This is a genomic window from Niallia alba (genome assembly GCF_012933555.1).
Lineage (GTDB): Bacteria > Bacillota > Bacilli > Bacillales > Cytobacillaceae > Niallia > Niallia alba.
Genome location: NZ_JABBPK010000001.1, coordinates 394,310 through 418,715, shown reverse-complemented (window position 1 = coordinate 418,715; position 24,406 = coordinate 394,310). Strand labels below are relative to the sequence as shown.

Sequence of the window (24,406 nt, the reverse complement as noted above, 5' to 3'; positions counted from 1 at the left end):
TTCTTCTTATTAGTTATTCAGAGAAATTCATCTCTTCTATTTCGCTTACCAAAAAGCAGAAACATTGTTAAATTAGGATTTTAATAACAAAAAATGTAAGGATATCTAACATAACTCGACTCTTCCCTAATGCACCCTTTCTCTTCTTTTGGAATTCTAGACTGAACTGAAGTTATACAAAAATAATATACGCCCATCCCACTATCACTAAAGACTTTTTCATAAATACCCTTTATATAAGCAAAAGCGATGAAGTGTTTTCTACCCCTCCATCGCTTTGCTATCGGTTTCGTTTGTTTTTAAAAGGCTGTTTTCGTAAAATTGTTTGTTGCTATTACTCACAGCCCGAATACACTTCGCTTTCCGTGGGGCTCAGAGCCGCCGGGGTCTCACCTGTCTGGCTAATCCCGTGGCGTCTACGTGTATTCCGGCTGCTCCATTTTTCCAACTAATTCTTTTCTCCTATTGGAAAAACAACAGTCTTTCAAAATAATGATACCTTACACAAATATATTGCTTATTTTCTTCACATCTTCTTCTGTTAATGTCACGTCTAATGTTCGTAAATTGTTCTTAAGCTGGTCTGTTGATTTCGCTCCTGGAATAATAACATCAACGGCAGGTTGTTCCAACAACCAAGCCAAAGCAAAATGTGTCGCGTCAAAGCCTTTGTCTTCAGCCATTTGCTTTAATTGGTCCACCTTTTCTACATTGCGAATAAATGCTTCTCCTTGGAAAAGCGGATTATTTTTTCTGCCATCACTAATAGCTGAATCTTTTGAGTATTTTCCAGTCAATAGTCCGGAGGCTAAAGGAAAATACGGAACAAAGCTAATATTGTTTTCTACACAGTATGGTAAGTATATGTCCTCTGCTTGTCTTTTAAATAAAGAATACTCTGCTTGAAATACCTCTAAATAACCATCTTGATTAAATTCTTTTATTTGCTCAGCATCTAAATTCGAAGCTCCAACTGCAAGAATCTTTCCTTCATCCTTTAACTCTCTTAGTGTTCCTGCCACTTCAGCCATTGGAGTAACCCCATCTGGAAAATGAACATAGAACAAATCAATATAATCTGTTTGCAGACGCTTTAAGCTATCTTCTACAGATTTACGTAAAAATTCTCTGCTGTTATCAAGCTCCATTTTGCCATCCACTAATTTATGAGCTGCTTTGCTTGCAATGACGATATCTTGGCGGTTGCCTCTTTCCTTTAGCACCTCACCAATTAACTCCTCTGATCTCCCTAACCCGTAAACATAGGCAGTGTCCAGAAAGTCGATTCCCGCATCTAATGCATTCCTTACCACATTTCTTCCTGTTTCATCATTTAAATTCGGAAATAAATTATGACCGCCGACAGAATTTGCTCCATATCCCAGCTTCGTAACACGCATAGCCGTTTGACCGATTTGAACTTTACTACTCAAAAAATTCATCTCCTTCATTAATGTATAGACAAACACTCGCATTCACTCCTAGTATGCGTATTTCCGTACAAAGAGTAAAGTAATTCGCTCCTGTTCCAATTGGATAGTCTACTTTTGAACAAGCCTACATATACTTTTGGGAGAACAAAAAAGAAAGGACTTCGATTATCTGTGCAAGTATTAAAAAACGGGATTTTTTTTATCATTGTCCTCTTTCTGTTTATCATACTATGGTCCATAAGCGGAGTTCAGTTACTATTAAATTTCCCCTTTATTCTTATCCTTGTCGTTCCGTTATGGATTTATTTTCGTATTCATCAAAATAATCAAAGAAAAGCAATCCTATTTTCTAGAGAATTTATGCTCAATCTTTTTTTCTTTTATTTATTGACACTCATATACATAACATTAAAGCCTTTTCACTTCTCACCGCCAAATATAACCGAGGGGAAAATGAACTTAACTCCCTATGTCCAAATTTTGTATCAATATAAATATAAGCCACCTTTTTTTTGGATGTTATATACTTTAGGAAATATCATTCTGTTTATTCCCTTTGGTTTTATCCTGCCTATGTTATATAAAAAACGATTTAGAACATGTGTCACAATAGGGCTTGCTGTTCTATGTTCTCTTTCTATTGAACTTATCCAATATTTCTTTACCATGGATCGAGCGGCAGATATAGATGATTTTATTTTAAATGTCTTCGGAGCGATATTTGGTTACTTCCTGTATCTAATGATGCGGTTATTTGTGCGAAGAATAGTATATAAATCTTTTTTCTTTTAAGCCACTTTCAAAAAATTTTACTCAATAGGGAAGAAATACTGAGCAGCATGAATACACATAGATATCCAGACTCCACAGGCAAAGCCAGGAAGGCGGCAGAGCAATAACTTTACGGAAATAGCCTTCTTTTAAAAAAAAGGGCATCTGAAAAAGATTACTCTCTTTCAGATGCCCTTTTCGTTCTTATTTCATTAACAGCCTGCTCTTTATTCCTCACCAATGATTCTTACTTCTGTCTCGAGGTCTACATTAAAGTTTGCTTTCACAGTTTTTTGGACATGCTTTATTAAGGATAAATAATCATTCGCTGTGGCATCCTCCACGTTTACAATAAAACCTGCATGTTTTGTAGATACTTGAGCACCACCAATTTTCGTTCCTTGAAGTCCACTATCTTGAATAAGTTTTCCTGCAAAGTAGTTTGGTGGTCTTTTAAAAACACTTCCACATGAAGGATATTCTAACGGCTGTTTTGATTCGCGCAAGAAAGTCAGTTCATCCATTTTCGCTTTAATTTCTGCATAATCTCCTGTTTCAAGAGAAAAAGTTCCTTCTAACGCTACCCAGCCATTTTTCCCAATACTACTTGTGCGGTAGCCAAGCTCTAATTCCTCTTTTGTTACTATTATAATTTCTCCAGCTCGCGTTAATATCTTGGCGGATTGCAATACGTCAGAAACCTCTCCTCCATAAGCACCAGCGTTCATATATAACGCACCACCTACAGATCCTGGAATTCCACAAGCAAACTCCAATCCTGTTAAAGAATGTTCTAAGGCAAATCTAGAGGTCTCAATAATGGCAGCTCCACTCTGGGCAATCACTTTATTACCTTCAAGGGAAATTTTGTCTAGCCTTGTTAAATTAAAGACAACTCCACGAATACCACCATCTCTAATTAACACATTGGAACCATTTCCTAAAATAGTGATTGGCATATTTTCGCTAAGTGCTATTTTATAAGCTGACTGTAATTGTTCGTACGTAAGCGGAAAAAGTAAAAAATCAGCCTTTCCACCAATTTTCGTATACGTATATTTATTTAACGCCTCATCCATCTTTACACATTCTTCGGGCAAAATTTCAAGAAACTTTTTAATCAATATATTCTTATCCATTAATCTCAACCTTCTATACATATTTCTGACTACACTATTCTAATAGTATACCAAAATTATAAATAGGTACGACGATAATAAGCAAATTTATGTGAAACGTTACTCAATCCATTATATGAAAAACGCCTACCTTTCATGCTAAGAAAAGGCGGAAACAAGCAATATTCACCGTAAAATAACCATATATTACATAAACAGCCAAACAAAAAAAGCTAAGCAATCCTCTTCCATTGATTACTTAGCAGATGCTACTAATACTCTTTCCTTTTGATGTATTAAATCGTAAGAAAGACAAGCTGGCTTATTTGTTCTAGGGTCTTTGACTACAACGGCATCTATTTGAAAAACTTCTTTCAAAACCGTTTCGGTCATTACTTCCTCCGCTGTTCCTTCTTTCATTAAATGTCCGTTTCTCATCGCTACCATATGATCAGAAAATCTTGCTGCATGGTTTAAATCATGGATAACCATCACAATGGTTCGATTTTCTTCTTCATTTAGTTTTTTTAATAATTTCAGTACTTCCAGCTGATGGGCCATGTCTAAATAAGTAGTCGGCTCATCTAAAAGCAGAAGATTTGTTTCTTGTGCAATCGCCATTGCGATCCACGCTCTTTGTCTCTGTCCACCTGATAAGGTATCCACTTCCTGATCTCTCAACTCCGTAAGACCAGTGACATCCAATGCCCAATTTATTACTTCTCTGTCTTTCTCCCCTAAACGACCAAAGCCTTTTTGATGAGGAGACCGCCCATAGGAAACTAAATCGAATATTGTTAATCCATTCGGTGCTTCTGGAGATTGAGGAAGCACAGCCATTCTTTGGGCAATTTTTTTCGTGGGGATTTTGTGTATCATTTCTCCATCTAAATATACATACCCGGCCTTTGCCTTATGAATCCGTGCAAGAGTTTTTAATATCGTCGATTTCCCACAACCATTTGGTCCAATGATAGTAGTAATTTTCCCTTCTTGCACATGTAAATTTAAGTCATTAACGATAATTTTATCTTCATAGCCAATTTTCAATTGATCTGTAGATAGTATGTCCACGCTTTCTTCTCTCCTTCCCTTACTTTTCTATATACCCTTTTAAAACCGAGGAGCATTTTTCGTTTTATTCTGCTAATCCTATTTTTTCATTTATTTCATTCTTTATTCCAAGAGAGCATTTGTACCTATCCCTTTATTAATTAAATAAGAACGCTTTTTAATAATTGATAATGATTTTCATTATTTATTATAATTTGAACTAGACTTTCATTCAAGACTGTTTAAAATATTTAACAAGATTTATTTTTTCGCATAAACATTTCATTTATAAAAAAAGTCTGCCTAATAGGTTCAGACTTTTTTCATGATAAACATTCAAGAATACTTGCTCCAATTAACTGGATAACTTGTTTCCCTTTAAAATTTGTTGTTAATTGGTCTGTTAAAACAGCAACATAGATCATTTCATCCTCGTGCTCTATAATAGCACAATCATGCTCTACCTTATCTAACTCTCCAGTTTTATTCGCAATCCTTATACAACTATTCTCCTCAAAGTAATACGGTAGTTTATCAAGAAGTTGCTGATGGGATAAGATTTTTTTACAGCTCTGATTCTTATTGTTCTGAATTGCCTTTAAACAACGAATAATATCTAAAGGCGAAGTATAGTTTTCCAGTTTTCTTTCTCTTGCTTCTTGGTCCATCATTTTGCGCTGGAGAATCGTTGAGGACATCCGAAGCTGCTGACATCTTCTATTAACGCTGTCTATGCCAAGTCGTTCAATCAAATAATTGGCTGCCATATTATCTGAAACAATAATCATTAAAGTGAGTAGATCATGAACAGATAAACGGCTTTGTGGGGACATATATTGAACAATACCCGCCCCTCCTACTTTCTGGATATCTTTAACCCTTTCTAAATCATCCAACACTAAGGTTCCACTTGAGCTCTGCATAAAGCCTTCTAACAGAATTGGCAATTTAATTAGACTAGCACTTGGAAAGACATCCTTCGCGTTAAAGTAAAAACATTTTCCCTTCCACTCAATAGCTATCCCAAAGTGACCATGAGCCTTATACTCCTGTACAATTTCGTTTATTCGTTTGCTTAATATCTCCATATTCATCCTAATCGTTATTCCCTAATAAAGATGACATGCAACAAAATGGCCATCTTCTCGTTCTTGCCAAACTGGCTTATCATTAGTACAAATATCCATTGCATGCGGGCAACGCGTTCGAAAAACACAGCCGCTTGGCGGATCCACTGGACTTGGTAATTCCCCTTTTAATATAATTCGTTCTCTTTTGTCCTCTATATCTGGATCTGGAATCGGAATAGCAGAAAGGAGTGCCTGTGTATAAGGGTGTAGTGGATTGGAATATAACTCTTTACTATCTGTCAGTTCCACTAAATTCCCTAAATACATTACACCAATTCGATCACTAATTTGCTTTACCATTGATAAGTCATGGGCTATAAATAGATAGGTTAATTGTTTTTCTCGTTGTAATCTTTTTAGCAGATTTACTACTTGTGCTTGAACTGAAACATCTAATGCGGAAATTGGTTCGTCAGCAATAATAAATTCTGGCTCTAACGCTAACGCTCTTGCTATCCCAATTCTTTGCCTTTGGCCCCCACTAAATTCATGTGGAAATCGATTAGCATGTTCTCTATTTAGTCCTACTCTTTCCAACAGTTCATCTATACGGGCATTTTTTTCTTCCTTTGTTTGATACACTCCATGGACTTCCAAAGGCTCTGCCAAAATCTCACGTACAGTAGAACGAGGGTTTAAAGAGGCGTAAGGGTCTTGAAAGATCATTTGCATCTTTCTGCGAAATGCAAATGTATCCTTTGTAGAAACACTTTCTAGGTTGGTATCATTGTATAAAATCTGCCCATTTGATGTTTTATATAATCCAATAATTGTTCTACCCAATGTAGATTTACCACAGCCTGATTCACCAACAATGCCAAACGTTTCCCCTCTCTTGATATGAAAGGATACATTTGATACAGCTTGTAATGTCATATTCTTTTCTAATTCAAAATGCTTCGATACATTATCCACTTTTAATAGAACCTGCTGTGTCATTCCTTCTCTCTCCTTATTCCCAATATCTTCTTGCTACACATAATTCTTTTTCATAGATTGTATTTTCTAAAGGAATAATTTCGATTGATTTTCCGGTGTTGGGGGAATGAAGTAACTTATTTTCTCCATAATAGATACCTACATGGTGAATCTTTCCTTTCCCTTCCTCATAAGCAAAAAATAATAAATCTCCTGGCTCTATTTCATCTAAAGGAACATTTCTCCCCGTCTCTGCCTGCTCACTCGCATCTCTTGGTATTAAGTAACCATTTGCTAAACACATGGTGTAACTAAAACCCGAACAGTCATAACCGTAGGAACTCATGCCACCCCATAAATAGTCAAGATGCAAAAATCGTTCTCCCTGCTTTACTATATCCTTCCCTGTGCCTTTACGGACGTCTTGTGAGGAGGAATAAATGGATACATCCGTTGCTTTTATCCACCCTTCCCCGGTAGGTGTCATCACTACTATCCATTCACCCTCTTGCCGTCTTACTGGCAACCGTGTTTGAAAACATAATGGCAGTATCACATCTTTATGGTCGTCACAGAGAGCTGTTATCGATGCTTCAACAACTGCAATTGGCCCATTTTCTAAGGAATACGTTTGCTTTTTTATCAATTGTTTTTTTGGTATCCATCCTGGATAACCAAGTTCATTTTTTTGTGACGCCTGATTGGGCAATGCAACAAATGCCCATTCCTCTTTTTCTTCCAAGATATATACCTCTTGCCCGTATAATACTTGTGATTGCACTAAGTTACCTGTATAAAGCCCCAGTCCCTTTTCATAATCAAGACTATCTAACCATGCTTTTATATCACAAGGATTATCAATTGCCAGACTATCTATTTCTCTTGCTGAATATTCATTTGTCCATAAGGTTGCAACGGGAACATCCACTATTTTCACATCGTATTTTTTCATCCCACATTCTCCTTTTTATGTAAAAGAATATGATTTATTCCTAATCCAGGTTGATCAGATAAAGTTATGTTTCTTCCGTTATATTGAACACCACCATCCACTATGTCTTCAGCCAGCATCAATGGTGCGTCAAAATCATAACGAGTGATATTCTTTTTACTTGCTGCAAAATGCGCTGCCGCAGTAATACCCAATTTAGTTTCAATCATACTTCCGACCATACATTCCATTCCAGAAACTTCAGCTAAATGGTTAATAATCTGTGCTCGATAGATTCCCCCTGATTTCATTAATTTAATATTAATTAAATCAGCGCTTCGTGTTTTTAACACCTCAAAAGCTTGCTTCGGAGTAAATACAGCTTCATCAGCCATGATTAATGTATTTACTGAATCTGTTACCTTCTTAAGCCCTTGTATATCCTCTGCTTTAACCGGCTGCTCAACTAATTCGATATTAAGTCCTAAATCTTCCATTTTTCGTATAGCTGTAATAGCTTCTTTTGGGTTCCAGCCTTGGTTAGCGTCTAGTCTTAATTTAATTTCATTGCCTACTCTTCTTCTGATTTCTATTATTCTATTAATATCTGTTTGCAGTTCATCTTTTCCAACTTTAATCTTTAAAACATTAAACCCTTGGTTAACATAGGAGACCGCGTCTTCTCCCATTTCTATCGGATCATTGACACTAACCGTATAATCCGTTTCCAATGTATTATTATATCCGCCCAATAATTGATAAAGCGGAAGTTTACAGTATTGGGAAAAGCAATCATAAAGTGCCATATCAATCGCTGCTTTTGCACTCACATTTCCTACTAAAATTTGCTGGATTCCTTGAAGCAGTAATTCGAGCTGTAAAATGCTTTTACTCAATAAAAAGGGTTTAAACACTTCATGTATAGATGCTTCAATACTTTTTAGGCTATCTCCTGTTATCACTAAAGTTGGCGGGGCTTCTCCCCAACCAACAATTCCGTTTTCGCATGTAATTTTTACATATACAGAGTCTGCAATGGTTACGGTTCGTAATGCTGTTTTAAAAGGCTTGATTAATGGCACTGCGACACAGAATGTCTCTATTCTGGTTATTTTCACTATGTATCATCCTTATTTTATAAAGTCTATTTTTATTGTGCTGTTCAATATTTCGATTAACTTGCTCCTATTCAAAAGTAATGGCTGTTTTTTCAATAGAAGAAATGGATTAGTTGGAAAAACAGAGCAGCCGAAATTCACGTAGAGTCTGAGACACCAGAGGCTCAGCGCGATCCCCACTGATGGTTAGTTGAACCAATCGAACCTTTACGGACAGTTGATCTCCCACCTATCTTCCTCCTATACTCATAAGCTTGAGGGGGAGTCTCACTGTCCGTTGAGAGGAGGGCACTGAAAAACTGGCCAGTTAATGATGATGGACGATAGCCACTTTTTAAACATAAGATGATCGATTTATTTTCCGAAGCGTCCGCTCGCTTTCCATGGGGCGAGCGCCAAGCCTCCTCGCTTCTTAAGTTCCTGCGGGGTCTCGGATTTTCTCGCAGCTCCCATAGGAGTCGAGCGGACGCCTCTCCAAACCAACCTTATTTTCACTTTCCAATATGCTTGCTCTTCATTTCGCACGAAAAAAAGACTTTTTCAGTGATCTCCGTTGAGAGCGGGATAACCTCTTCTAATTTATTCCACCCCACTATCAATCATTAATACTTTCTCCTTCGTATTTATTTCCGCATTAACACCAAGCGGGATTGATATATGAGGAGAACAATGGCCTATTTGAAATCCCTTCATAGTCGGTTTCCCGGCTTGTTGAATGTAGTGGTTTATCACCTCTTCTAACGCAAGCGATTTGTCTCTTCTAGAATGACATTGATGAAAGTCGCCGATAACGATTCCTTTTGCATCGGTTAGCTTCCCTGCCTGCATTAATTGATTAAGCATACGATCCACAGATCGTGGTTCTTCATTTATATCTTCCATCAACAAGATTTTCGACTTTGTATCTATTTCAAAAGGTGTACCGATTGAACTTGTGATAAGGGAAAGATTTCCTCCTGTAATCTTTCCAGAAGCTTTTCCTTCTACTAAAACCTCAAGTGTCGAGTATTCTTCTGTATAAATCATTTCTTGCGGTTCAAATAATTGTTGGAACAGATTTCTCGACAAAGGATGACAGTCGTCTTTGCCAATATCAGATGAAAGCATTGGGCCATGGAAAGTAACTAATCCAGTGTTATTAAAGATAGCTGTATGCAGAAAAGTTATATCACTATAACCCCAAAATATTTTTGGATTTTGGGCAATGATTAAATAGTTAATCTGACTCGCCAGTCTTGCTGTTCCATATCCTCCACATGCACAAATAATACCTTTTACTTCTTTATCTAGAAAAGCATTCTCTAAATCTGTTAATCTAGCTTCATCTTCCCCAGCTAAATAACCATATTGATCATAAACATGGTCTCCCACTTTTACCTTTAGCCCTAATTCTTCTTCCAAATAGCTTATACCTTTTTGTAAAGAGTCTAGTGATGGCGGACTAGCTGGGGCAATAACGGTAACGGTATCTCCTTTTTTTAAACGTTCTGGCTTTATCACTCTTTTAATCCCTTTCCCTTTTAGTTTTCTGAAAGCGATAATCTAATGATTTAAGGAAAGAAGGGATGCTATTCGTTCATCCCTTCTTCACTCTACTTATTTTTTATCTGCCCATTTTAATTCAAGGTAGCCAACTGGGTGACGAACAATCCCCGTTACACTATCATTTTGCAAATACACATAATTATAGAAATGGATGGGGAAAATTGGTGCCTCATCCAGTAATAGCTTTTCTGCTTTATACATTAATTCAAACCGTTTTGCTTCATCAGATTCATTCTTGGCATCTTTAATTAATTGATCATATTCAGCATTTGACCAACCCGTTCTATTCATTGCTAAACCTGTCTGAAAGTTTTCAAGGAAGTTAATTGGATCGCCGTAATCTGCAAGGAAAGAGCTTCTGGATAATTGCAGCTTCAATGCTGTTTGTTCCTGTGTAAAAACACTTGATTCCATATTGGCAAGCTTTACATCTACTCCAAGATTATCCTTAAACATTGCTTGTAGAGCTTCTGCTATAGCCTTATGTGTATCATTAGTACTATAAGTGAGCGTCACTTCTGGCAATGTTGTATATCCTTCTTCCTTCATTCCTTGTTCCAGTAGTTTCTTTGCTTCTTCCACATTTGTTTTTACTAACTCTCCACTCGTTTCACGAAAATCATTCCCTTTATTGTCCAAGTATCCATAAGAAACAAAACCATACGCAGGCTTCTCCTGATTTTTTGTTACATAATCGACAATTTGCTGCTGATCAACAGCTAAAGCAAAAGCTTTACGAATATTTTTATTTATGAAGGGCTCTTTTGTCACATTAAATCGATAAAAGTATGTTCCTGCCTGGTCTTCTACTTTTACTTTTCCTTCACTAAATAACTGCTCGCTTAATTCTGCTGGAACATCCGAAGTATCTAATTCTCCATTTTGGAACATTTGATATTCTGTATTGGAATCGTCTACCATTGCCCAATGTATTTTATTTAATTTAACCGTATCAGCATCCCAATACGTTTCATTTTTCTCCATCTCAAAATAGCTGTCATGCTCCCATTTGGTTAATTGAAATGGACCATTTCCTACAAATGAATCTGCCTCTGAAAACCATTCCGGATTTTCCGTTGCTACCTTTTCATTAATCGGGAAAAATGCAGGATTAGTAATAACATTTAGGAAATAAGCCTGTGGGCTTGTTAATGTAACTTCAAATGTCTTTTCATCAACTACTTTAACTTTTACATCATCTGCCGAACCTTCTCCGTTTGCGTATGCTTCTCCCCCTTCAATGAAATATCCGAGGAAAGCAGCTGGCGATTTCGTTTCTGGATTTAATAATCGCTTCCATGCAAAAGCAAAATCTCCGGCAGTAACTGGATCTCCATTAGACCAATTTGCATTGTCTCTTAAATGGAATGTATATACTTTTCCGTCCTCTGATACATCCCAATTTTCTGCAATGGCTGCTTGTGGCTCATGATTATTATCCAATCGGGTTAAACCTTCCATTAAATTGTTTAAGGCAGTCCAAGAAACACTATCAAAACCAATCGGCGGATCAAAAGAACTAGGCTCTTGTCCATTGTTTAAATATAATATCTTTTCTTCCTTCTCCCCATTTGTCTCTTCCTTCCCTGCATCACTATTGGCTGTACATGCAGCAAGAGTAAAAATTACTATCATTGTCAAAAAACTTATCCCTATCTTTTTCATCGTATTCCCCCTACATCGTTTTCATCTAGCAATCTATAAAATGGCTTTTCTTTTAAAGCCAAAAAATAGCAAAATAAAACTTCCTATAGTTTCTTTTCACATCATTAGATTGTGTGCAGTACTCGCTTTGCTCGCTCATCCTGAAGCCAACAATTAACTAGATGATGTGCATTTAAATTGCTTTCTAACGGATACACTCTCTTGCAGACTTCCATTGCATAGGGGCATCTAGCAGCAAAAGAACATCCTTCTGGTGGTGAAAATAAATCTGGTGGTGTTCCATCTATTGGGACTAGCTCTCCTTCTTGGTCCAATCTGGGTACAGAATTTAATAATCCCTTTGTATATGGATGCTGGGGAGAGTAGAAAATATCTCTTCTATTGCCCATCTCAACTATTTTTCCAGCATACATAACAGCGACACGATCTGCTACTTGTGCAACTACTCCTAAATCATGTGTAATTAATATAATGGAGACATCTCTCTGTTGTTGAATTTCTCGGAATAAGTCCAGAATCTGTGCTTGGATTGTTACATCGAGAGCAGTTGTAGGTTCATCTGCAATCAAAATCTCCGGCTCACAAATCAATGCCATTGCTATCACAATTCTTTGTCTCATCCCCCCACTAAATTGGTGAGGATATTGTTTCAATCTCATTTCTGGATTAGGGATTCCAACTAATTGAAGCATTTCGATAGCCTTACTCCTTGCTTCGACTTTTGAAATTCGCTTATGCTGCTTAATCCCTTCCATTATCTGATCGCCAATAGTTAACGTAGGATTTAAAGCTGTCATTGGATCTTGGAAAATCATCGAGATATCTGCTCCGCGAATTTTTCTCATGTCTTCATCTTTTAGCCTTGTCAGATCCATCCCTTTATATAAAATAGATCCGTCTTTGATTCTTCCTGGTGGACTTGGAATCAATTGCATAATCGTTTGAGATGTAACACTTTTGCCACAGCCAGATTCTCCGACAATGGCTAATGTTTCCCCCTTTTTTAATGAAAAATTTACTCCTCTGACTGCTTGTACCTCTCCTCCATAAGAAGAGAAAGATACTTGTAGATTAGTAACTTCTAGTATGTTCGTCATTATTTTCCACCCCTTAGCTTTGGATCCAGCGCATCCTGTAGTCCATCACCCAATACATTGAAAGCAAACATCGTAAGCGAGATAAATAAGGTCGGGAAAAACAATCTCCACCAATGCCCAGTTAAAATGGCAGATAATCCTTCATCCGCCATTACCCCCCAGCTTGTTAAAGGTGCTTGGATGCCTAATCCTAAAAAACTTAAGAATGCTTCAGCAAATATCGCTGATGGAACTGTTAAAGTCATCTGAACGATAATTGGACCCATTGTATTGGGAAGGAGGTTTTTTCTAATTATTCTGTAACTTTTAGCTCCAAAGGTTTTCGATGCTAAGATAAATTCATAGTTTTTTATTTGAAGAACTTGTCCTCTTACTATACGTGCCATTCCAACCCATCCTGTAATGGATAGGGCGATAATAATAGACGCTAACCCTGGTCCCATCACAACAGACATTAAAATAACAATTAATAAATAAGGGAGCCCATATAGTACTTCTACTATTCTCATCATAATATGATCTACTTTTCCGCCCTTATATCCCGATAGTCCACCATAGGCTACCCCTATCAGAAAATCAATAACAGCTGCAGTAACCCCAACAAATAATGATATTCTTGCTCCATACCAAGTTCTCGCAAACACGTCTCTGCCTAAACTATCTGTCCCAAACCAATATTCTGAAGAAGGTGGCTGATTTTGATTAATTAGTTTTTGCTCTGAAATCGAATGGGGAGAAATAATCGGTCCAATAATAGACATAATGATTAATAAAGTTAAGAAGAATAATGCTACCATCGCTAATTTATTCTTCCATAAATTCCTCCACGCTTCCTGCCAATAGGATAGGCTTGGGCGAACAACAGCTTCAGCTTCCCCTTGCTTTTTCTGTATTGGCACAAACCATTCATCAAGAGCAATCTCTTCCTTCTTTTCATAAAAAGTTTCCTGACGCAAGCCCATCGCTATCCCTCCTTCTTCTGAAGTTTTATTCTAGGATCCAATATGCCATATGCTAAATCAACGAGGAATAGCATGATAATTAAAATAGTACTGTAAAAAATAGTTGTCCCCATAATAACTGGATAATCACGGTTATTAATACTATCTACAAAGTATTTTCCCATACCTGGAATAGCAAATATTTTTTCGATGACGAATGTTCCTGTTAAAATGCTAGCTGCCAAAGCACCTAATAATGTTACAACTGGCAAAAGAGCATTGCGTAATGCATGTTTTACGATTATTTTGAATGGAGAAAGCCCCTTCGCCTTTGCCGTTTTTATATAATCCTGTGTTAATACCTCTAACATACTCGTTCTTGTTAAACGGGCAATGATAGCAGTAGGACTAGTTGCAAGTGCTATAGTCGGTAAAATCATATGCTTCCAGCTTGACCATGTTGCTGTAGGTAGTATTTTCCAATGAACAGCAAACTGCTGAATAAGCATTGTTGCTAAAACAAAGTTAGGAATGGAAATACCAATTACTGCTATTGTCATCGCTAAATAGTCGATGACTCCATTGTGTTTAAGGGAAGCGACAACTCCAAGGGTAATTCCTGAGATTACGGCGACAATTAATGCAACCATGCCAAGCTCAAAGGAAACAGGAAACCCTCTGCCAATCATCTCATTAACTGTTTGAGAAGACTTTTTTATCGAAATACCAAAATCAAAGGTAGCTATTTGTTTTAAATACATTCCATATTGCACAATTAACGGCTTATCTAAATGGTATTGCTCCTCTAAGTTCTTCTGAATTGCCTCATTTGTCGTTCTTTCATCATTAAATGGAGAGCCTGGTGTAAAATGCATTAAAAAGAATGTAATCGTAATAATGACCCATAACGTCACAAGCATCGAGAAAAAGCGCTTTACATAATAAGATTTCATTGCTCTTCACCGCCTAACAAAATGTTGTTCTCATCGCAAGTTCAGTCATAACTAGCATAGCTTGATAGGCCTCTAAAATGCTTTTTGCTTGAAACCGAACAATCGTGGTACCTTGCTCTATCTCCGTTCCTGGCATCAAATGAGCCCATTCTGCTTGTCCATAGTTTGCAAACTCTATTCGGAGCAAAGGGCTTGCTGGTGGCACCAAGGGCTTTACTAGATTTTTCCTTTCTAATGCTTCTTTTGTCTTTTCTTTCAATATTTCTCCGGCCTGAACAGGTGTCAAACTCAAAGCTGCCGATCTTGATATACTATTTTTCACAACTGCTGTTGTTACATTCGGAATAAGTTTCTCTGCTTCTTTTGCAGCTTGATCATCTCCTGCTACAAGAAGAATAGGAACGCCATAATATCCCGCGACATATGCATTAAACCCTAATTCGCCAACTACCACATCATCTATGTACATATTACGAACCCCAAAAATCATGCTATGTGTCATAACACCAGGAACAGAAGCTCGTGCATGATAACCAACAAAAATTGCCCCATCATATGTAGCATCAAGGCCCTGTACCATCGAATACGGTTTTACATCCCCTGTTATTAGCTTTGTTTTCGGATGAAATCTCTCTACTAACAAATTATTCATTTTACTATGACTATCATTCACGACTACTTCTTCTACACCATAGTCAAACAAACTTGTTACGACGTAGTTTGCTTCATCTGTCATAAGGATGCGACTTCTTTCATAATTTAACTTATTGGAATCAACCTGTGTGTGATCAATTAACCCTGTTATCCCTTCCATATCAACCGACATATAAATTTTCCCCATAAAAAAACCTCCCATATTTTTCTTCTTAGCCATCTTTATTCGTGCAAAATAAAAAATCCAGCCAATAGAGAACAAAGTCTCTATCAACTGGATTTCCTCTGCGTATAACAGAAAAAGCAGTTTATACTAATTCTTTTACTATTTGTTTATATTTAATATGGGCATTCTTAAAAGCAACCATCACTGCCTTTTGAGAAGATCCAAAATAACGATTTTCTACTTCCTTTAAAACTGTGTCTGTATCTAACATCGACTTCCCAACAACAATAGACCGAATAAAGGAAGAGGTGATATTAATAGTTGAAGAACATTCCGCATCAACAATCGTATGAGAAACTCTATCTACAACTAATGCGATAAAGAAACCATTGTATTGCTGCATAATTGCATTATTAGAGGAAGTTTTGCTTTCTCCAATAATATATATAGTGTTAGCATGATACATGTGATACTCCCCCTACAAACATCTGGATATTGCATGAGATATTTATGAGATAATCATAAACATTCAAAGCAATGCATATGTCTTAAGAAAAGCGCGGTTGCTTAAATACGAGAAAAAACGATTAACTGACTTTTCTCCATATCACTTTGCGCTGGAGTTAGAATATTTTTCTAACTATATAAGATAAGTTTAGATTATATAAAAAATTGTAATACACCGCTCTTTTTTGCGCAATACATTTTTGCGTATTTTCTAAATATTTTAACAAATAACGTAAGAAAAGATGACATACGTATCTATTTACCTCTAACAATCTCATACTGTAAGAAGGAGACAAGCGCTATGGCCTTCTATTATCAGTATTTTCCCGCGGTTATTTTAGAAGATAATTTGGTATATTCTCCATCTACTGCCACACAAACCGTATTTCGCCCCTCTCTTTTGGAAGCATATAGTGCTTCATCCGCCTCATTGATCAATGGGGTAAGAGCTAAACCGTTTTCCTTTACTACAACGCCAAAGCTGGCAGTAATGTTAATCACTATTTCATTATAAGGTAAAGGTGATTCTTCTATTACTCTTCTTAAACTTTCAGAAATAGAAACGGCTTCATCTGCTTCGTTTTCGAATAAAAAGATGATAAATTCCTCACCACCATATCTACCAAAGACTCCATTCTCTGGAACCACACTTTTACAGAGAGCGGCCACATGCTTTAGCGCTTCGTCTCCACCCAAATGTCCATATGTATCATTTATTTTCTTAAAATGATCAATATCAAACAAAATAACAGCCATTTTATTATGAGAGGCAAGCATCTTTTCAGCAACAGATAGCACATAAGCCCGATTATAAATTTGCGTTAGCACATCCGTGTAGGCGATTTTTGTTAAGTTCATTTGTTCTTTTTTTTGTTCCGTAATATTAGTGAAAATTATCGTAGTACCAACAATGGTCGACTCTCCTTTTTTTATCGGCGAGACCTTTACTTGATAATAATCTAGTGCTGATTTATTACTCATTTCTACTTCTGTTATGATAGAATTCGCATCGATATTTTTCAATAATGGAAGAATCTGATTATCCAATCCTAATACAGCTGCTATATGCTCCCCTATTCTCACATCTGAAAATAAAGTAAAGGCTGCTTTATTAAAATCTTTTAGATGATAAGTTTGATCTAATACAAGAACAGCATCTCCCATACTTTCAAATATATAATCCTTTTCTATTGGCGGAACCAATAAAAACTTTGTCGATATGATGGCATATAAATATAAAGAACTCGTAAATAGCATTGCTATCGGTACCGGATCCAAACCGCTTGGAGTAAGTCCAACTAGATAAGCTAATGAGGTACTAATCGGGAGAAGAATCCCCGTTAACAAAATAATCACTTGCTTTGTCTGTCTTGTTTTTTCTTTAAACCAATAGATGGAAAGTAACACAAAAGCTATAGCAAGTGTCCCAAATGTATAGGCACCATGTATTAAATACCATTGTCCCACTGTTATTTGCATAATAGGAGTCGTGTTACGATATTCTAAATAGGTTGATTGATAAAATAAATGATGAAATTCATTCGTTGCAATAAGTAAAAAAGAGATCATTGGGATTAAATAATAGAGAAAGTATGTTTTTTTATTTATATGCTTGTCATCACTAGTGTTGCGTTAATTTAATTTAACTATTAAAAATACTTGAAATGTTCAATTTTATCATTTTATGCAAAGAAAAAGTCCTTTATAATGGATAAGTTAGGTGGTAACCCGTCCAAATCCACTAAAAAGGACTATCGCATGGACAAGATTACACGAAAAACTTCATTTGGACAATGGTTTTCACCAATAAATCTTCAATTATTTGAAGAAAACGTGAAAACGTTGAAATTAGATTTCTATACGAAAAAACTAACGACAGAGTCATTTCTAAAATTATTACTTTTTGCGCAGCTAGAAGAAGTCGAAAGTCTGCATGCGCTGAGCGATTGTCTTTTCGATGATCAACTGCAAAAGGGCATTGATCTTGATTCTATCAGTATTTCCCAACTCTCACGCCGTTTAAATGGCATGAATCCAGACTTATTCCAAAAGCTTTTCCTTGATTTAGTTTCACAAATTCATGCCAAAACGCACAACACGAAACTTGTGATGCCATTAAAAATCATTGATTCAAGCACATTGCCTCTCAATTTGACTAATCATAAATGGGCAAAATTCCGCAAAACAAAAGCGGGTGTTAAATTGCACTTACGCCTTGTGTTTATGGAAAAAGGTATATCCTATCCCGAAAAGGCCATTATGACAACGGCCAAAGAACATGACCGCGGTCAGCTTGAAGTAATGGTTGATGACAAGGAATGTATGTATGTGTTTGACCGTGGTTACTTAGACTACGAACGCTTTGATCGGATGACAGATGACGGCTACTTTTTCCTTTCTAGGCTGCGAAAAAACGCAGTCATACGGGAGGTTTACGATTTTAAACTACCCGAGAATACATCTGTTTTGTCGGATCAAATGGTGTTGATTGGTACGACGCAAAACCGTGCCGAAAATTACTTTCGTCTTCTAAAAGTGATTGATTCAAAAGGAAATGAGCTTCATTTAATCACAAATCGTTTTGATTTAAGTGCTGAAGAAATCTCAAAGATGTATAAATCACGCTGGGCGATTGAGTTATTTTTCAAATGGATTAAACAACATCTCCATATCAAAAAGTTTTACGGCCAAAGCGAATGGGCAATTCAGAATCAAGTGTTTATCGCACTTATTGTTTTTTGCCTGCATGTTCTCGCACAAATCGAGACAAAAAGTAAACGAAAAACCCTACAAATTAGCCGATATTTACGGGCAGCTTTGTGGAAACCAGCACATATTTGGCTTCGAAAGATTGAAGGAAAAACCATTCCTTAATAAACAAATTGTCGTCGTCTCTTAAGTCTAATTGTAAAAAAATTTCCAAATGGATGGATCCACCTTTAGTTGGGTATTTACTTTTTTGGCTCTTAACAGGGGACATATTTAAACTGAATATTCTAACAACATTTATGCAACACTAGTGGCTTGTCATATCCAATATATTGTAAAACAAGGATCAATGTAGCAGGTGCTGAAAATGGCATACCTAAATATTGAAGTGCTGTCCAAAACTTCATTTCCTCTATCGTTGTACTAGCAAGACTTAATGCATACCCAAATGCATAAATCGCTACAAAACACGAAAGCCATAATAACGTTCTCATTCCTTCAAAAGCTTGCCTATTCATATAGGCAATAATCGCTAATATTATATGCAATGCACCGGACATCGTTATTAAAACAATATATACCATTACTGTATGATCCATTAAATTTACTCCTGTACCGTGATCATCTGTCTCATTTTCATTTTAGTTGGTTCCTCATTTCTTAATGTTCTTTCATTTATTATAAATCTTGTGAAAAATTGTTACTAGTTAAGTTGTAAAAAATTCTCCATTTTATTAATAACTATACAAAACCATCATCTAGATATTTTACATGGTTGATCGAAAAAAGCAGAGCCCTATTATTCGGCCCTGCTTTTTTGACTATTCCATTGAATGTAAAACTTTCTCGGCTGTTTCTTCCCCATTTGCTATACATGCCGCAATTCCTACTCCATAGTAAGAACAACCAGCTAAATACACATTAGGATATAAGTCAGCTAAGTTTCGGGTAAGTGCTTCTACAGCTTGCTTATGTTCTAAAGAGTAAACTGGCATCGCGTTCTCCCATTTTGTCACTTCATAGCTTTTTGGATTCGAAGTAATTCCTAAACTTTTCTCAATATCCTTCTTTGCCTCTTTTATCAGTTCTTCTTCTGAAAGACTATTTAATTGTTCATAGGCTGGATTCATTTTTTTATAAAATAAACGTAATAATAGTTGATTATGTTTAGATGTATGCTGCCACTTTCTACTTGTCCACGTACATGCATTACAAACAATATCACTATCTCCTGCTACAATAAAGCCTGTTCCATCTTTAGGTAATTCTTCATCGGGAATATCATAGGATAAATACAAAGTAATATTTGATGAATTCTTTAATTTACTAAACGAAGGAGTTAATTCTTCCATGTTTAGAATGCTATTGGAAACATCATGAGGTGTGGATAATACAACAGTGTCTACTATTTGTTGCACTCCATTTGATAACTGAATTTTATAGTGATTTTCTTCTTTTTCCATATTCGTAACAGCAATCCCCTTTAGAATCGTTACATCTGTTAATACTTCTTCTAGGCGATCGATAATGGTAGATAAACCTTTTTTAAAAGAGATAAATTTCTTATTAGCAGCAGATTGAAATGCTTCTTTATTCTTTCCTAGACCGCGAATAACACTCCCATACTGCTCTTTGTAATCCAGTAAATAAGGCAATGTCGATCCCATTGTTAACGAATAAATATTCCCGGAATATACACCTGCAAGAACAGGCGCAATTTGTTTTTCTACAATTTCTCTACCAAGATAGTACGCTAAAAACTCGCCGATTGATGATTCTTTCGTAAAGTGTGTATTTGTTCGAAATAAGTCCTTTAAAGCTTCTAATTTTCCCCGAGTTGAAATCAGCTCACTAGTAAAAAGAGCTTCTAACGTCATTGGGATCCCAAATATAGAATCCTTCGGTATTTCTAATAATTTATTTTGTGTATGAATATAAGATATTCCTGTTGCATTATAAACAAGTTCCTTTTCTAAATTTAATTCTTTTACAAAGGGAAGAACATTTTTATTCCGAGCAACAATAGAATCTGCTCCTGTTTCCATAATCAAATCATCTTTCATAACCGTATGAATTTTTCCACCTAGATAGTCATTTGCCTCTACTAATACTAAACGAAGCCCTAAATTTCTTTCCCTATTTTCCTTCTGCAAATAATACATGGTAGATAAACCAGTTATTCCCCCACCTACAACTAAAACTGTTTTCACATTCTTCCACCTCATCTACTAAAGATCCCATCTATTTATAACCTTTTTTCCTCGATCAATTGCTGTTTTTATTATAAAGCATGAATAACCATTTTCTTTCAAGTGACCAACGTTTTTTTTGTGTCTATTTGTTCACAATTTAATGATAAATTAGCGGCTTTTGATAGCAAAATCCATTGTATAATAGGATTAGACACAAAATGAAAGCGCTTTTGAATAGCGTTTCATTTTTATCAACGCAACAATTATATCGTATTCCGAATGAATGACAAAAAATTTGATTGGTGGTGTCTATTTATTATGGCTAACAGCCGACTATCTGTTGCTATTCATATCCTATCTTTAATTGCCTCGAAACCATATGAACAAATAACCTCTGATTCTATTGCAGAAAGCGTTAATACAAACCCTGTAGTGATAAGAAGAATGTGTGGACTTTTGAAAAAAGGCGGAATCCTAACGAGCAGGGCAGGCATTTCTGGGGCAACCTTATTAAAATCTCCTGCAGATATTACTCTTTTAAATATTTACTTAGCCGTTCAATCAAAAAGCGAATGGTTTGCTATACATGATCATCCAAATCACCATTGTCCTATAGGTAGTAAAATCCACCCTACATTAAATAACGCTTTTTCAACTATCCAACAATCAATGGAAAAGGAATTAGCACAAATTACCTTACAAGATATAATGGATGAAATGGACATCTACAGTAAAATTTGAACTACCCCCACTTATCGACCTTGTGGTCTGATTGAAGCGGGAGATTCCTAGGAACATTCTTAGCTTGAGCTGGCCGTTAATTACAGACGAACAACAAAGAAACTAGCAGCTATTTTTTCCTCACATGCTAGTTTCTTTGTTTATATGGATGATTTCTTGGAAAATAATCTCCCAATCTTTTTCCTTTGCAAGTTGCTTTCTTCTTTCCTTCCACTTTTGATTATCAGCACTGTTTGCCATCTTTTCGCAGGCTTGAATAAATGGATCAGCTTCCACCTTCCCCTGCAAAAGTTCGTAAACTCCCTCTTCTGCATATTCTCTTGTAGAAGGCAAGTTCATTCCTATCACTGGTTTGCCAGCAGCAAGAAATTCAAAAAGTTTTAATGGAAATATAGCTTTATTGTATGAAGTATCCTTATATGGCATGATTCCAATATCAAGCATTTGCATATAATCAGCAACTTGATTCCTTGGTACACTGCCAGTCCAACGAATATTTGGTGCTTTCAACAGTTCCATAAACGCTTGGCTGCTATTTGTCCCATCTGGTCCCACTAATAAAATGCTCCATTCCTTCCTTTTCTGTGCGATCTCCTGTATAAGAGCAAAATCAAGCTTAGGCTTAATTCCACCTATATATCCAATCGTTAAGCCATCCTTCTCTATAAGAGGTTCACTATTCTCCTGCTTTTGAAAAAGCCTATATTCCACGCCATTTTCATACGTATAAATCTTATTTCGATATGCCGGCGTTCTGCTTATTAATTCCTCTTTTAAAAAGCTAGAAGTACAAATAATATAACTTGCTTTCCCGACAATTTTTTGTTCACTTTGATCAATTACTTTTTGCTTAAAATAGGAAAGGATAGAAAATTTTCCACTTAGCTGTTCTGCCCATAAATCACTGCAATCATAGACGATTTGATCCCAAGTAAATATCTTATGTAAAGATGGAAAAGCAGGATAGGTATACCATAGTTTCACAGAACAGCTCCCTTTCTTTTCTGCTAAATAATTACTTAAACCTCGGAGCTTTTTCTGGTAGAAAAGGGGAATAAATCGAGCGAATCGCTGTGCTTTATGATTGCCCAAGTCACTGATTACCCATTGATAAATACCATTTTCTAACTTTGTTACTTCTGGAGTCTGTTTTTTCCCTGGGCAAAGCCAGATTACTTCCTCTGTTTCCTGCTGCTTTTGCAGAAACTCAGCAAAACGATGTCTACGATAAGTTAAATTGTCTAAATCCCAAACACCAGTCGCAACAATAACATGGATTGTTCTCATCTTGTAAGCTCCTCTACCTTTTCTACAGTCTTTTCCGAATAGCATTATAGGCATAATGAGAAAAATACCAGGATGACTGCAAGAAATTCAACTGTTCTATATGACGATACACATGCCAATTGTTTTTCGCAGCCTTCCACTTATTTTTGGAAATAGATTCATTCCCTACCCTATATTCTGCTAATATTTCATCTAAGCCAAACGCACGGAATCCACGCTTTAAAATCATTAGCCATGTTGCCAAGTCTTGACGAGTACGGATATTAGGCATTTGAAAATCCCCAACTTGATCTCGATCAATTAAAACCGTTAAACAGCCAACAATCGTATTTTTTAACATCGTTTGATAATCAACTTCCTTAGGAACACGAATGTACTTTTTTAATCGTGATCCCGCTTGGTCAATGCACTCATAAGCAGTAAAGGTGAAGGCATAGTTATTTGCCTTCATATATGCTAGTTGAACTTCAAGTTTTTCCTTCTTCCATCTGTCGTCACTGTCTAAAAAAGCGATGTATTTTCCACAGGCATGTTCAAGTGCTATGTTCCGAGCAATAGCAGCTCCTCCATTAACCGTTCGATAAAAAACACGAATTCGCTTATCAACCTTCTCCCACTCTTTTAATAATTCAACGGTGCCGTCGGTTGAATGGTCATCAACAATTAATAGCTCCCAATTTGTGTATGTTTGCGCTCTGACAGACTCGATGCTAAAAGATATATACTCTTTACAATTGTATGAAGGCATAATAATAGATATAGATGGAGCCATTCTACACTCACCTCTTTAATCAGATTCGGATTTCAAAAACAGTGGATAAAGTATCCATAAACAACTGAGCATGATTCCAATCATAATCCCCATTAGTGCCCGATCTTGTTGAGACACTACTCGACCGTCTCCTTTTTCTGCGGTGACATCCTTTACTAACACGGCAGGCTGCTGATTCAATTGTTTCGTTTTTAATTCATATAAAAATCGTTGCTGCTCCACAACTAATTCTGCTGGAACAGGGTTTCCTTGGAGCTGATTAATGCTGTCTGAAATAATTTCATCTTTTTCTTGGTAGTGATATTGATCCATTTCTAAAAAGGCCGTTACTAATTCAGATAAGGAAGCCACTGCTTCCTGTTCACTTGATGCAGTCAAAACAAGGTTTAACTTTTTTGGTGGCTCAGCAGAAATAAGAAGTTGCTCCAAGTCTATGTCCACATCTGGCAAATAGCTATAAAAGGTCGTTTCATTCCTTAATAAAGATGCGATTACCTCACTATTGTTTATGTATTCATTTTCATAATTTCCAAGTAAAATAGTTGCTTCTGCTTTTACAGTTGGACTTTCTTTACCAGCAGGAGCAAACCATCCTATTACACCTAACAGGATACTCAGTAACAATAAAGGGATAAAATATTTTTTCGATCTTGCTGCTATAACTGATAAAACAGACTTCACAAACAAACTCTCCCTTTCTCCTAT

At 36.3% G+C, this 24,406-nt stretch carries 23 protein-coding genes; 3 read left to right on the top strand and 20 right to left on the bottom strand.

Features of this window, described 5'->3' with window-relative positions; translation table 11 throughout:
* Window positions 1–500 precede the first annotated feature (500 nt).
* Entirely contained in the window at window positions 501–1,442 is a 942-nt protein-coding gene (locus HHU08_RS02195; RefSeq protein WP_169189591.1) for an aldo/keto reductase, read from the bottom strand.
* Window positions 1,443–1,793: 351 nt separating this feature from the next.
* Here HHU08_RS02195 and HHU08_RS25860 point away from each other — a divergent pair, with 351 nt between their 5' ends.
* A complete protein-coding gene (locus HHU08_RS25860; RefSeq protein ID WP_169187722.1) occupies window positions 1,794–2,225 on the top strand; it encodes a VanZ family protein in 432 nt (143 codons plus the stop codon).
* 206 nt (window positions 2,226–2,431) lie between these two features.
* On the opposite strand, the gene murB is transcribed toward HHU08_RS25860, so the two are convergent.
* The 14 genes from murB to HHU08_RS25640 form a co-directional block, all read right to left on the bottom strand.
* On the bottom strand, window positions 2,432–3,343 hold the full coding sequence (gene murB / locus HHU08_RS02185) for a UDP-N-acetylmuramate dehydrogenase (RefSeq protein ID WP_016201307.1): 912 nt from the start codon (window positions 3,341–3,343) through the stop codon (window positions 2,432–2,434).
* A 234-nt stretch (window positions 3,344–3,577) separates the two neighbouring features.
* Window positions 3,578–4,396, bottom strand: coding sequence for an ABC transporter ATP-binding protein (locus tag HHU08_RS02180; RefSeq protein ID WP_169187721.1), 819 nt, complete (start codon window positions 4,394–4,396; stop codon window positions 3,578–3,580).
* Between the two features lie 302 nt (window positions 4,397–4,698).
* The gene (locus HHU08_RS02175) at window positions 4,699–5,469 is read right to left on the bottom strand and encodes a serine hydrolase (protein ID WP_169187720.1); all 771 of its coding nucleotides are present in this window, start codon (window positions 5,467–5,469) and stop codon (window positions 4,699–4,701) included.
* Window positions 5,470–5,484: 15 nt separating this feature from the next.
* The gene (locus HHU08_RS02170) at window positions 5,485–6,444 is read right to left on the bottom strand and encodes an ABC transporter ATP-binding protein (protein WP_169187719.1); all 960 of its coding nucleotides are present in this window, start codon (window positions 6,442–6,444) and stop codon (window positions 5,485–5,487) included.
* Window positions 6,445–6,457: 13 nt separating this feature from the next.
* Window positions 6,458–7,375, bottom strand: coding sequence for a C40 family peptidase (locus HHU08_RS02165; protein ID WP_169187718.1), 918 nt, complete (start codon window positions 7,373–7,375; stop codon window positions 6,458–6,460).
* Window positions 7,372–8,472: a dipeptide epimerase gene (locus tag HHU08_RS02160; RefSeq protein WP_169187717.1), complete on the bottom strand. Its 1,101-nt coding sequence runs from the start codon at window positions 8,470–8,472 to the stop codon at window positions 7,372–7,374. The genes HHU08_RS02165 and HHU08_RS02160 overlap by 4 nt, the downstream gene beginning before the upstream one ends.
* Before the next feature lie 579 nt (window positions 8,473–9,051).
* Window positions 9,052–9,972 (bottom strand): S66 peptidase family protein, encoded by a 921-nt coding sequence (locus HHU08_RS02155; protein ID WP_169187716.1) that lies wholly within the window; start codon window positions 9,970–9,972, stop codon window positions 9,052–9,054.
* Between the two features lie 96 nt (window positions 9,973–10,068).
* The gene (locus HHU08_RS02150) at window positions 10,069–11,682 is read right to left on the bottom strand and encodes a peptide ABC transporter substrate-binding protein (protein ID WP_169187715.1); all 1,614 of its coding nucleotides are present in this window, start codon (window positions 11,680–11,682) and stop codon (window positions 10,069–10,071) included.
* 104 nt (window positions 11,683–11,786) lie between these two features.
* Complete coding sequence (locus tag HHU08_RS02145) at window positions 11,787–12,779, bottom strand: ABC transporter ATP-binding protein (RefSeq protein ID WP_169187714.1); 993 nt, start codon at window positions 12,777–12,779, stop codon at window positions 11,787–11,789.
* A complete protein-coding gene (locus tag HHU08_RS02140) occupies window positions 12,779–13,741 on the bottom strand; it encodes an ABC transporter permease (RefSeq protein ID WP_169187713.1) in 963 nt (320 codons plus the stop codon). The genes HHU08_RS02145 and HHU08_RS02140 overlap by 1 nt, the downstream gene beginning before the upstream one ends.
* Window positions 13,742–13,743: 2 nt before the next feature.
* Complete coding sequence (locus HHU08_RS02135; RefSeq protein WP_016201316.1) at window positions 13,744–14,673, bottom strand: ABC transporter permease; 930 nt, start codon at window positions 14,671–14,673, stop codon at window positions 13,744–13,746.
* A 13-nt stretch (window positions 14,674–14,686) separates the two neighbouring features.
* The gene (locus tag HHU08_RS02130) at window positions 14,687–15,514 is read right to left on the bottom strand and encodes a M55 family metallopeptidase (RefSeq protein WP_101729064.1); all 828 of its coding nucleotides are present in this window, start codon (window positions 15,512–15,514) and stop codon (window positions 14,687–14,689) included.
* A gap of 121 nt (window positions 15,515–15,635) precedes the next feature.
* On the bottom strand, window positions 15,636–15,959 hold the full coding sequence (locus tag HHU08_RS02125) for a DUF3870 domain-containing protein (RefSeq protein WP_016201318.1): 324 nt from the start codon (window positions 15,957–15,959) through the stop codon (window positions 15,636–15,638).
* A gap of 356 nt (window positions 15,960–16,315) precedes the next feature.
* Window positions 16,316–17,608 (bottom strand): histidine kinase N-terminal 7TM domain-containing diguanylate cyclase, encoded by a 1,293-nt coding sequence (locus HHU08_RS25640; protein ID WP_328823063.1) that lies wholly within the window; start codon window positions 17,606–17,608, stop codon window positions 16,316–16,318.
* Window positions 17,609–17,758: 150 nt separating this feature from the next.
* Here HHU08_RS25640 and HHU08_RS02115 point away from each other — a divergent pair, with 150 nt between their 5' ends.
* Window positions 17,759–18,874: an IS4 family transposase gene (locus HHU08_RS02115; RefSeq protein WP_100525938.1), complete on the top strand. Its 1,116-nt coding sequence runs from the start codon at window positions 17,759–17,761 to the stop codon at window positions 18,872–18,874.
* Window positions 18,875–18,996: 122 nt separating this feature from the next.
* Here HHU08_RS02115 and HHU08_RS02110 read toward each other — a convergent pair whose 3' ends face one another.
* A complete protein-coding gene (locus HHU08_RS02110) occupies window positions 18,997–19,308 on the bottom strand; it encodes a histidine kinase N-terminal 7TM domain-containing protein (RefSeq protein WP_169187711.1) in 312 nt (103 codons plus the stop codon).
* A 222-nt stretch (window positions 19,309–19,530) separates the two neighbouring features.
* Window positions 19,531–20,919 carry a protoporphyrinogen oxidase gene (locus tag HHU08_RS02105; protein WP_169187710.1) on the bottom strand — a complete coding sequence of 463 codons (1,389 nt, stop codon included), beginning with the start codon at window positions 20,917–20,919 and terminating at the stop codon, window positions 19,531–19,533.
* Window positions 20,920–21,219: 300 nt separating this feature from the next.
* Here HHU08_RS02105 and HHU08_RS02100 point away from each other — a divergent pair, with 300 nt between their 5' ends.
* A complete protein-coding gene (locus tag HHU08_RS02100) occupies window positions 21,220–21,642 on the top strand; it encodes an Rrf2 family transcriptional regulator (RefSeq protein ID WP_169189590.1) in 423 nt (140 codons plus the stop codon).
* Window positions 21,643–21,762: 120 nt separating this feature from the next.
* On the opposite strand, the gene tuaH is transcribed toward HHU08_RS02100, so the two are convergent.
* Genes tuaH through HHU08_RS02085 form a run of 3 tightly spaced genes read right to left on the bottom strand, consistent with a single transcriptional unit; the run spans window position 21,763 to window position 24,382 of the window.
* Window positions 21,763–22,929 (bottom strand): teichuronic acid biosynthesis protein TuaH, encoded by a 1,167-nt coding sequence (gene tuaH / locus HHU08_RS02095; RefSeq protein ID WP_169187709.1) that lies wholly within the window; start codon window positions 22,927–22,929, stop codon window positions 21,763–21,765.
* A gap of 22 nt (window positions 22,930–22,951) precedes the next feature.
* The gene (gene tuaG / locus HHU08_RS02090) at window positions 22,952–23,701 is read right to left on the bottom strand and encodes a teichuronic acid biosynthesis protein TuaG (RefSeq protein WP_169187708.1); all 750 of its coding nucleotides are present in this window, start codon (window positions 23,699–23,701) and stop codon (window positions 22,952–22,954) included.
* A 15-nt stretch (window positions 23,702–23,716) separates the two neighbouring features.
* Window positions 23,717–24,382 carry a hypothetical protein gene (locus tag HHU08_RS02085; protein ID WP_169187707.1) on the bottom strand — a complete coding sequence of 222 codons (666 nt, stop codon included), beginning with the start codon at window positions 24,380–24,382 and terminating at the stop codon, window positions 23,717–23,719.
* Window positions 24,383–24,406: the final 24 nt, after the last annotated feature.

Coding starts and splice junctions, on each gene's coding strand:
- HHU08_RS02195 (WP_169189591.1), bottom strand. CDS start 1,442: ATGAATTTTTTGAGTAGTAAAGTTCAAATCGGTCAAACGGCTATGCGT.
- HHU08_RS25860 (WP_169187722.1), top strand. CDS start 1,794: ATGCTCAATCTTTTTTTCTTTTATTTATTGACACTCATATACATAACA.
- murB (WP_016201307.1), bottom strand. CDS start 3,343: ATGGATAAGAATATATTGATTAAAAAGTTTCTTGAAATTTTGCCCGAA.
- HHU08_RS02175 (WP_169187720.1), bottom strand. CDS start 5,469: ATGAATATGGAGATATTAAGCAAACGAATAAACGAAATTGTACAGGAG.
- HHU08_RS02170 (WP_169187719.1), bottom strand. CDS start 6,444: ATGACACAGCAGGTTCTATTAAAAGTGGATAATGTATCGAAGCATTTT.
- HHU08_RS02165 (WP_169187718.1), bottom strand. CDS start 7,375: ATGAAAAAATACGATGTGAAAATAGTGGATGTTCCCGTTGCAACCTTA.
- HHU08_RS02150 (WP_169187715.1), bottom strand. CDS start 11,682: ATGAAAAAGATAGGGATAAGTTTTTTGACAATGATAGTAATTTTTACT.
- HHU08_RS02145 (WP_169187714.1), bottom strand. CDS start 12,779: ATGACGAACATACTAGAAGTTACTAATCTACAAGTATCTTTCTCTTCT.
- HHU08_RS02140 (WP_169187713.1), bottom strand. CDS start 13,741: ATGGGCTTGCGTCAGGAAACTTTTTATGAAAAGAAGGAAGAGATTGCT.
- HHU08_RS02135 (WP_016201316.1), bottom strand. CDS start 14,673: ATGAAATCTTATTATGTAAAGCGCTTTTTCTCGATGCTTGTGACGTTA.
- HHU08_RS02130 (WP_101729064.1), bottom strand. CDS start 15,514: ATGGGGAAAATTTATATGTCGGTTGATATGGAAGGGATAACAGGGTTA.
- HHU08_RS02125 (WP_016201318.1), bottom strand. CDS start 15,959: ATGTATCATGCTAACACTATATATATTATTGGAGAAAGCAAAACTTCC.
- HHU08_RS02115 (WP_100525938.1), top strand. CDS start 17,759: ATGGACAAGATTACACGAAAAACTTCATTTGGACAATGGTTTTCACCA.
- HHU08_RS02110 (WP_169187711.1), bottom strand. CDS start 19,308: ATGGATCATACAGTAATGGTATATATTGTTTTAATAACGATGTCCGGT.
- HHU08_RS02100 (WP_169189590.1), top strand. CDS start 21,220: ATGGCTAACAGCCGACTATCTGTTGCTATTCATATCCTATCTTTAATT.
- tuaH (WP_169187709.1), bottom strand. CDS start 22,929: ATGAGAACAATCCATGTTATTGTTGCGACTGGTGTTTGGGATTTAGAC.
- tuaG (WP_169187708.1), bottom strand. CDS start 23,701: ATGGCTCCATCTATATCTATTATTATGCCTTCATACAATTGTAAAGAG.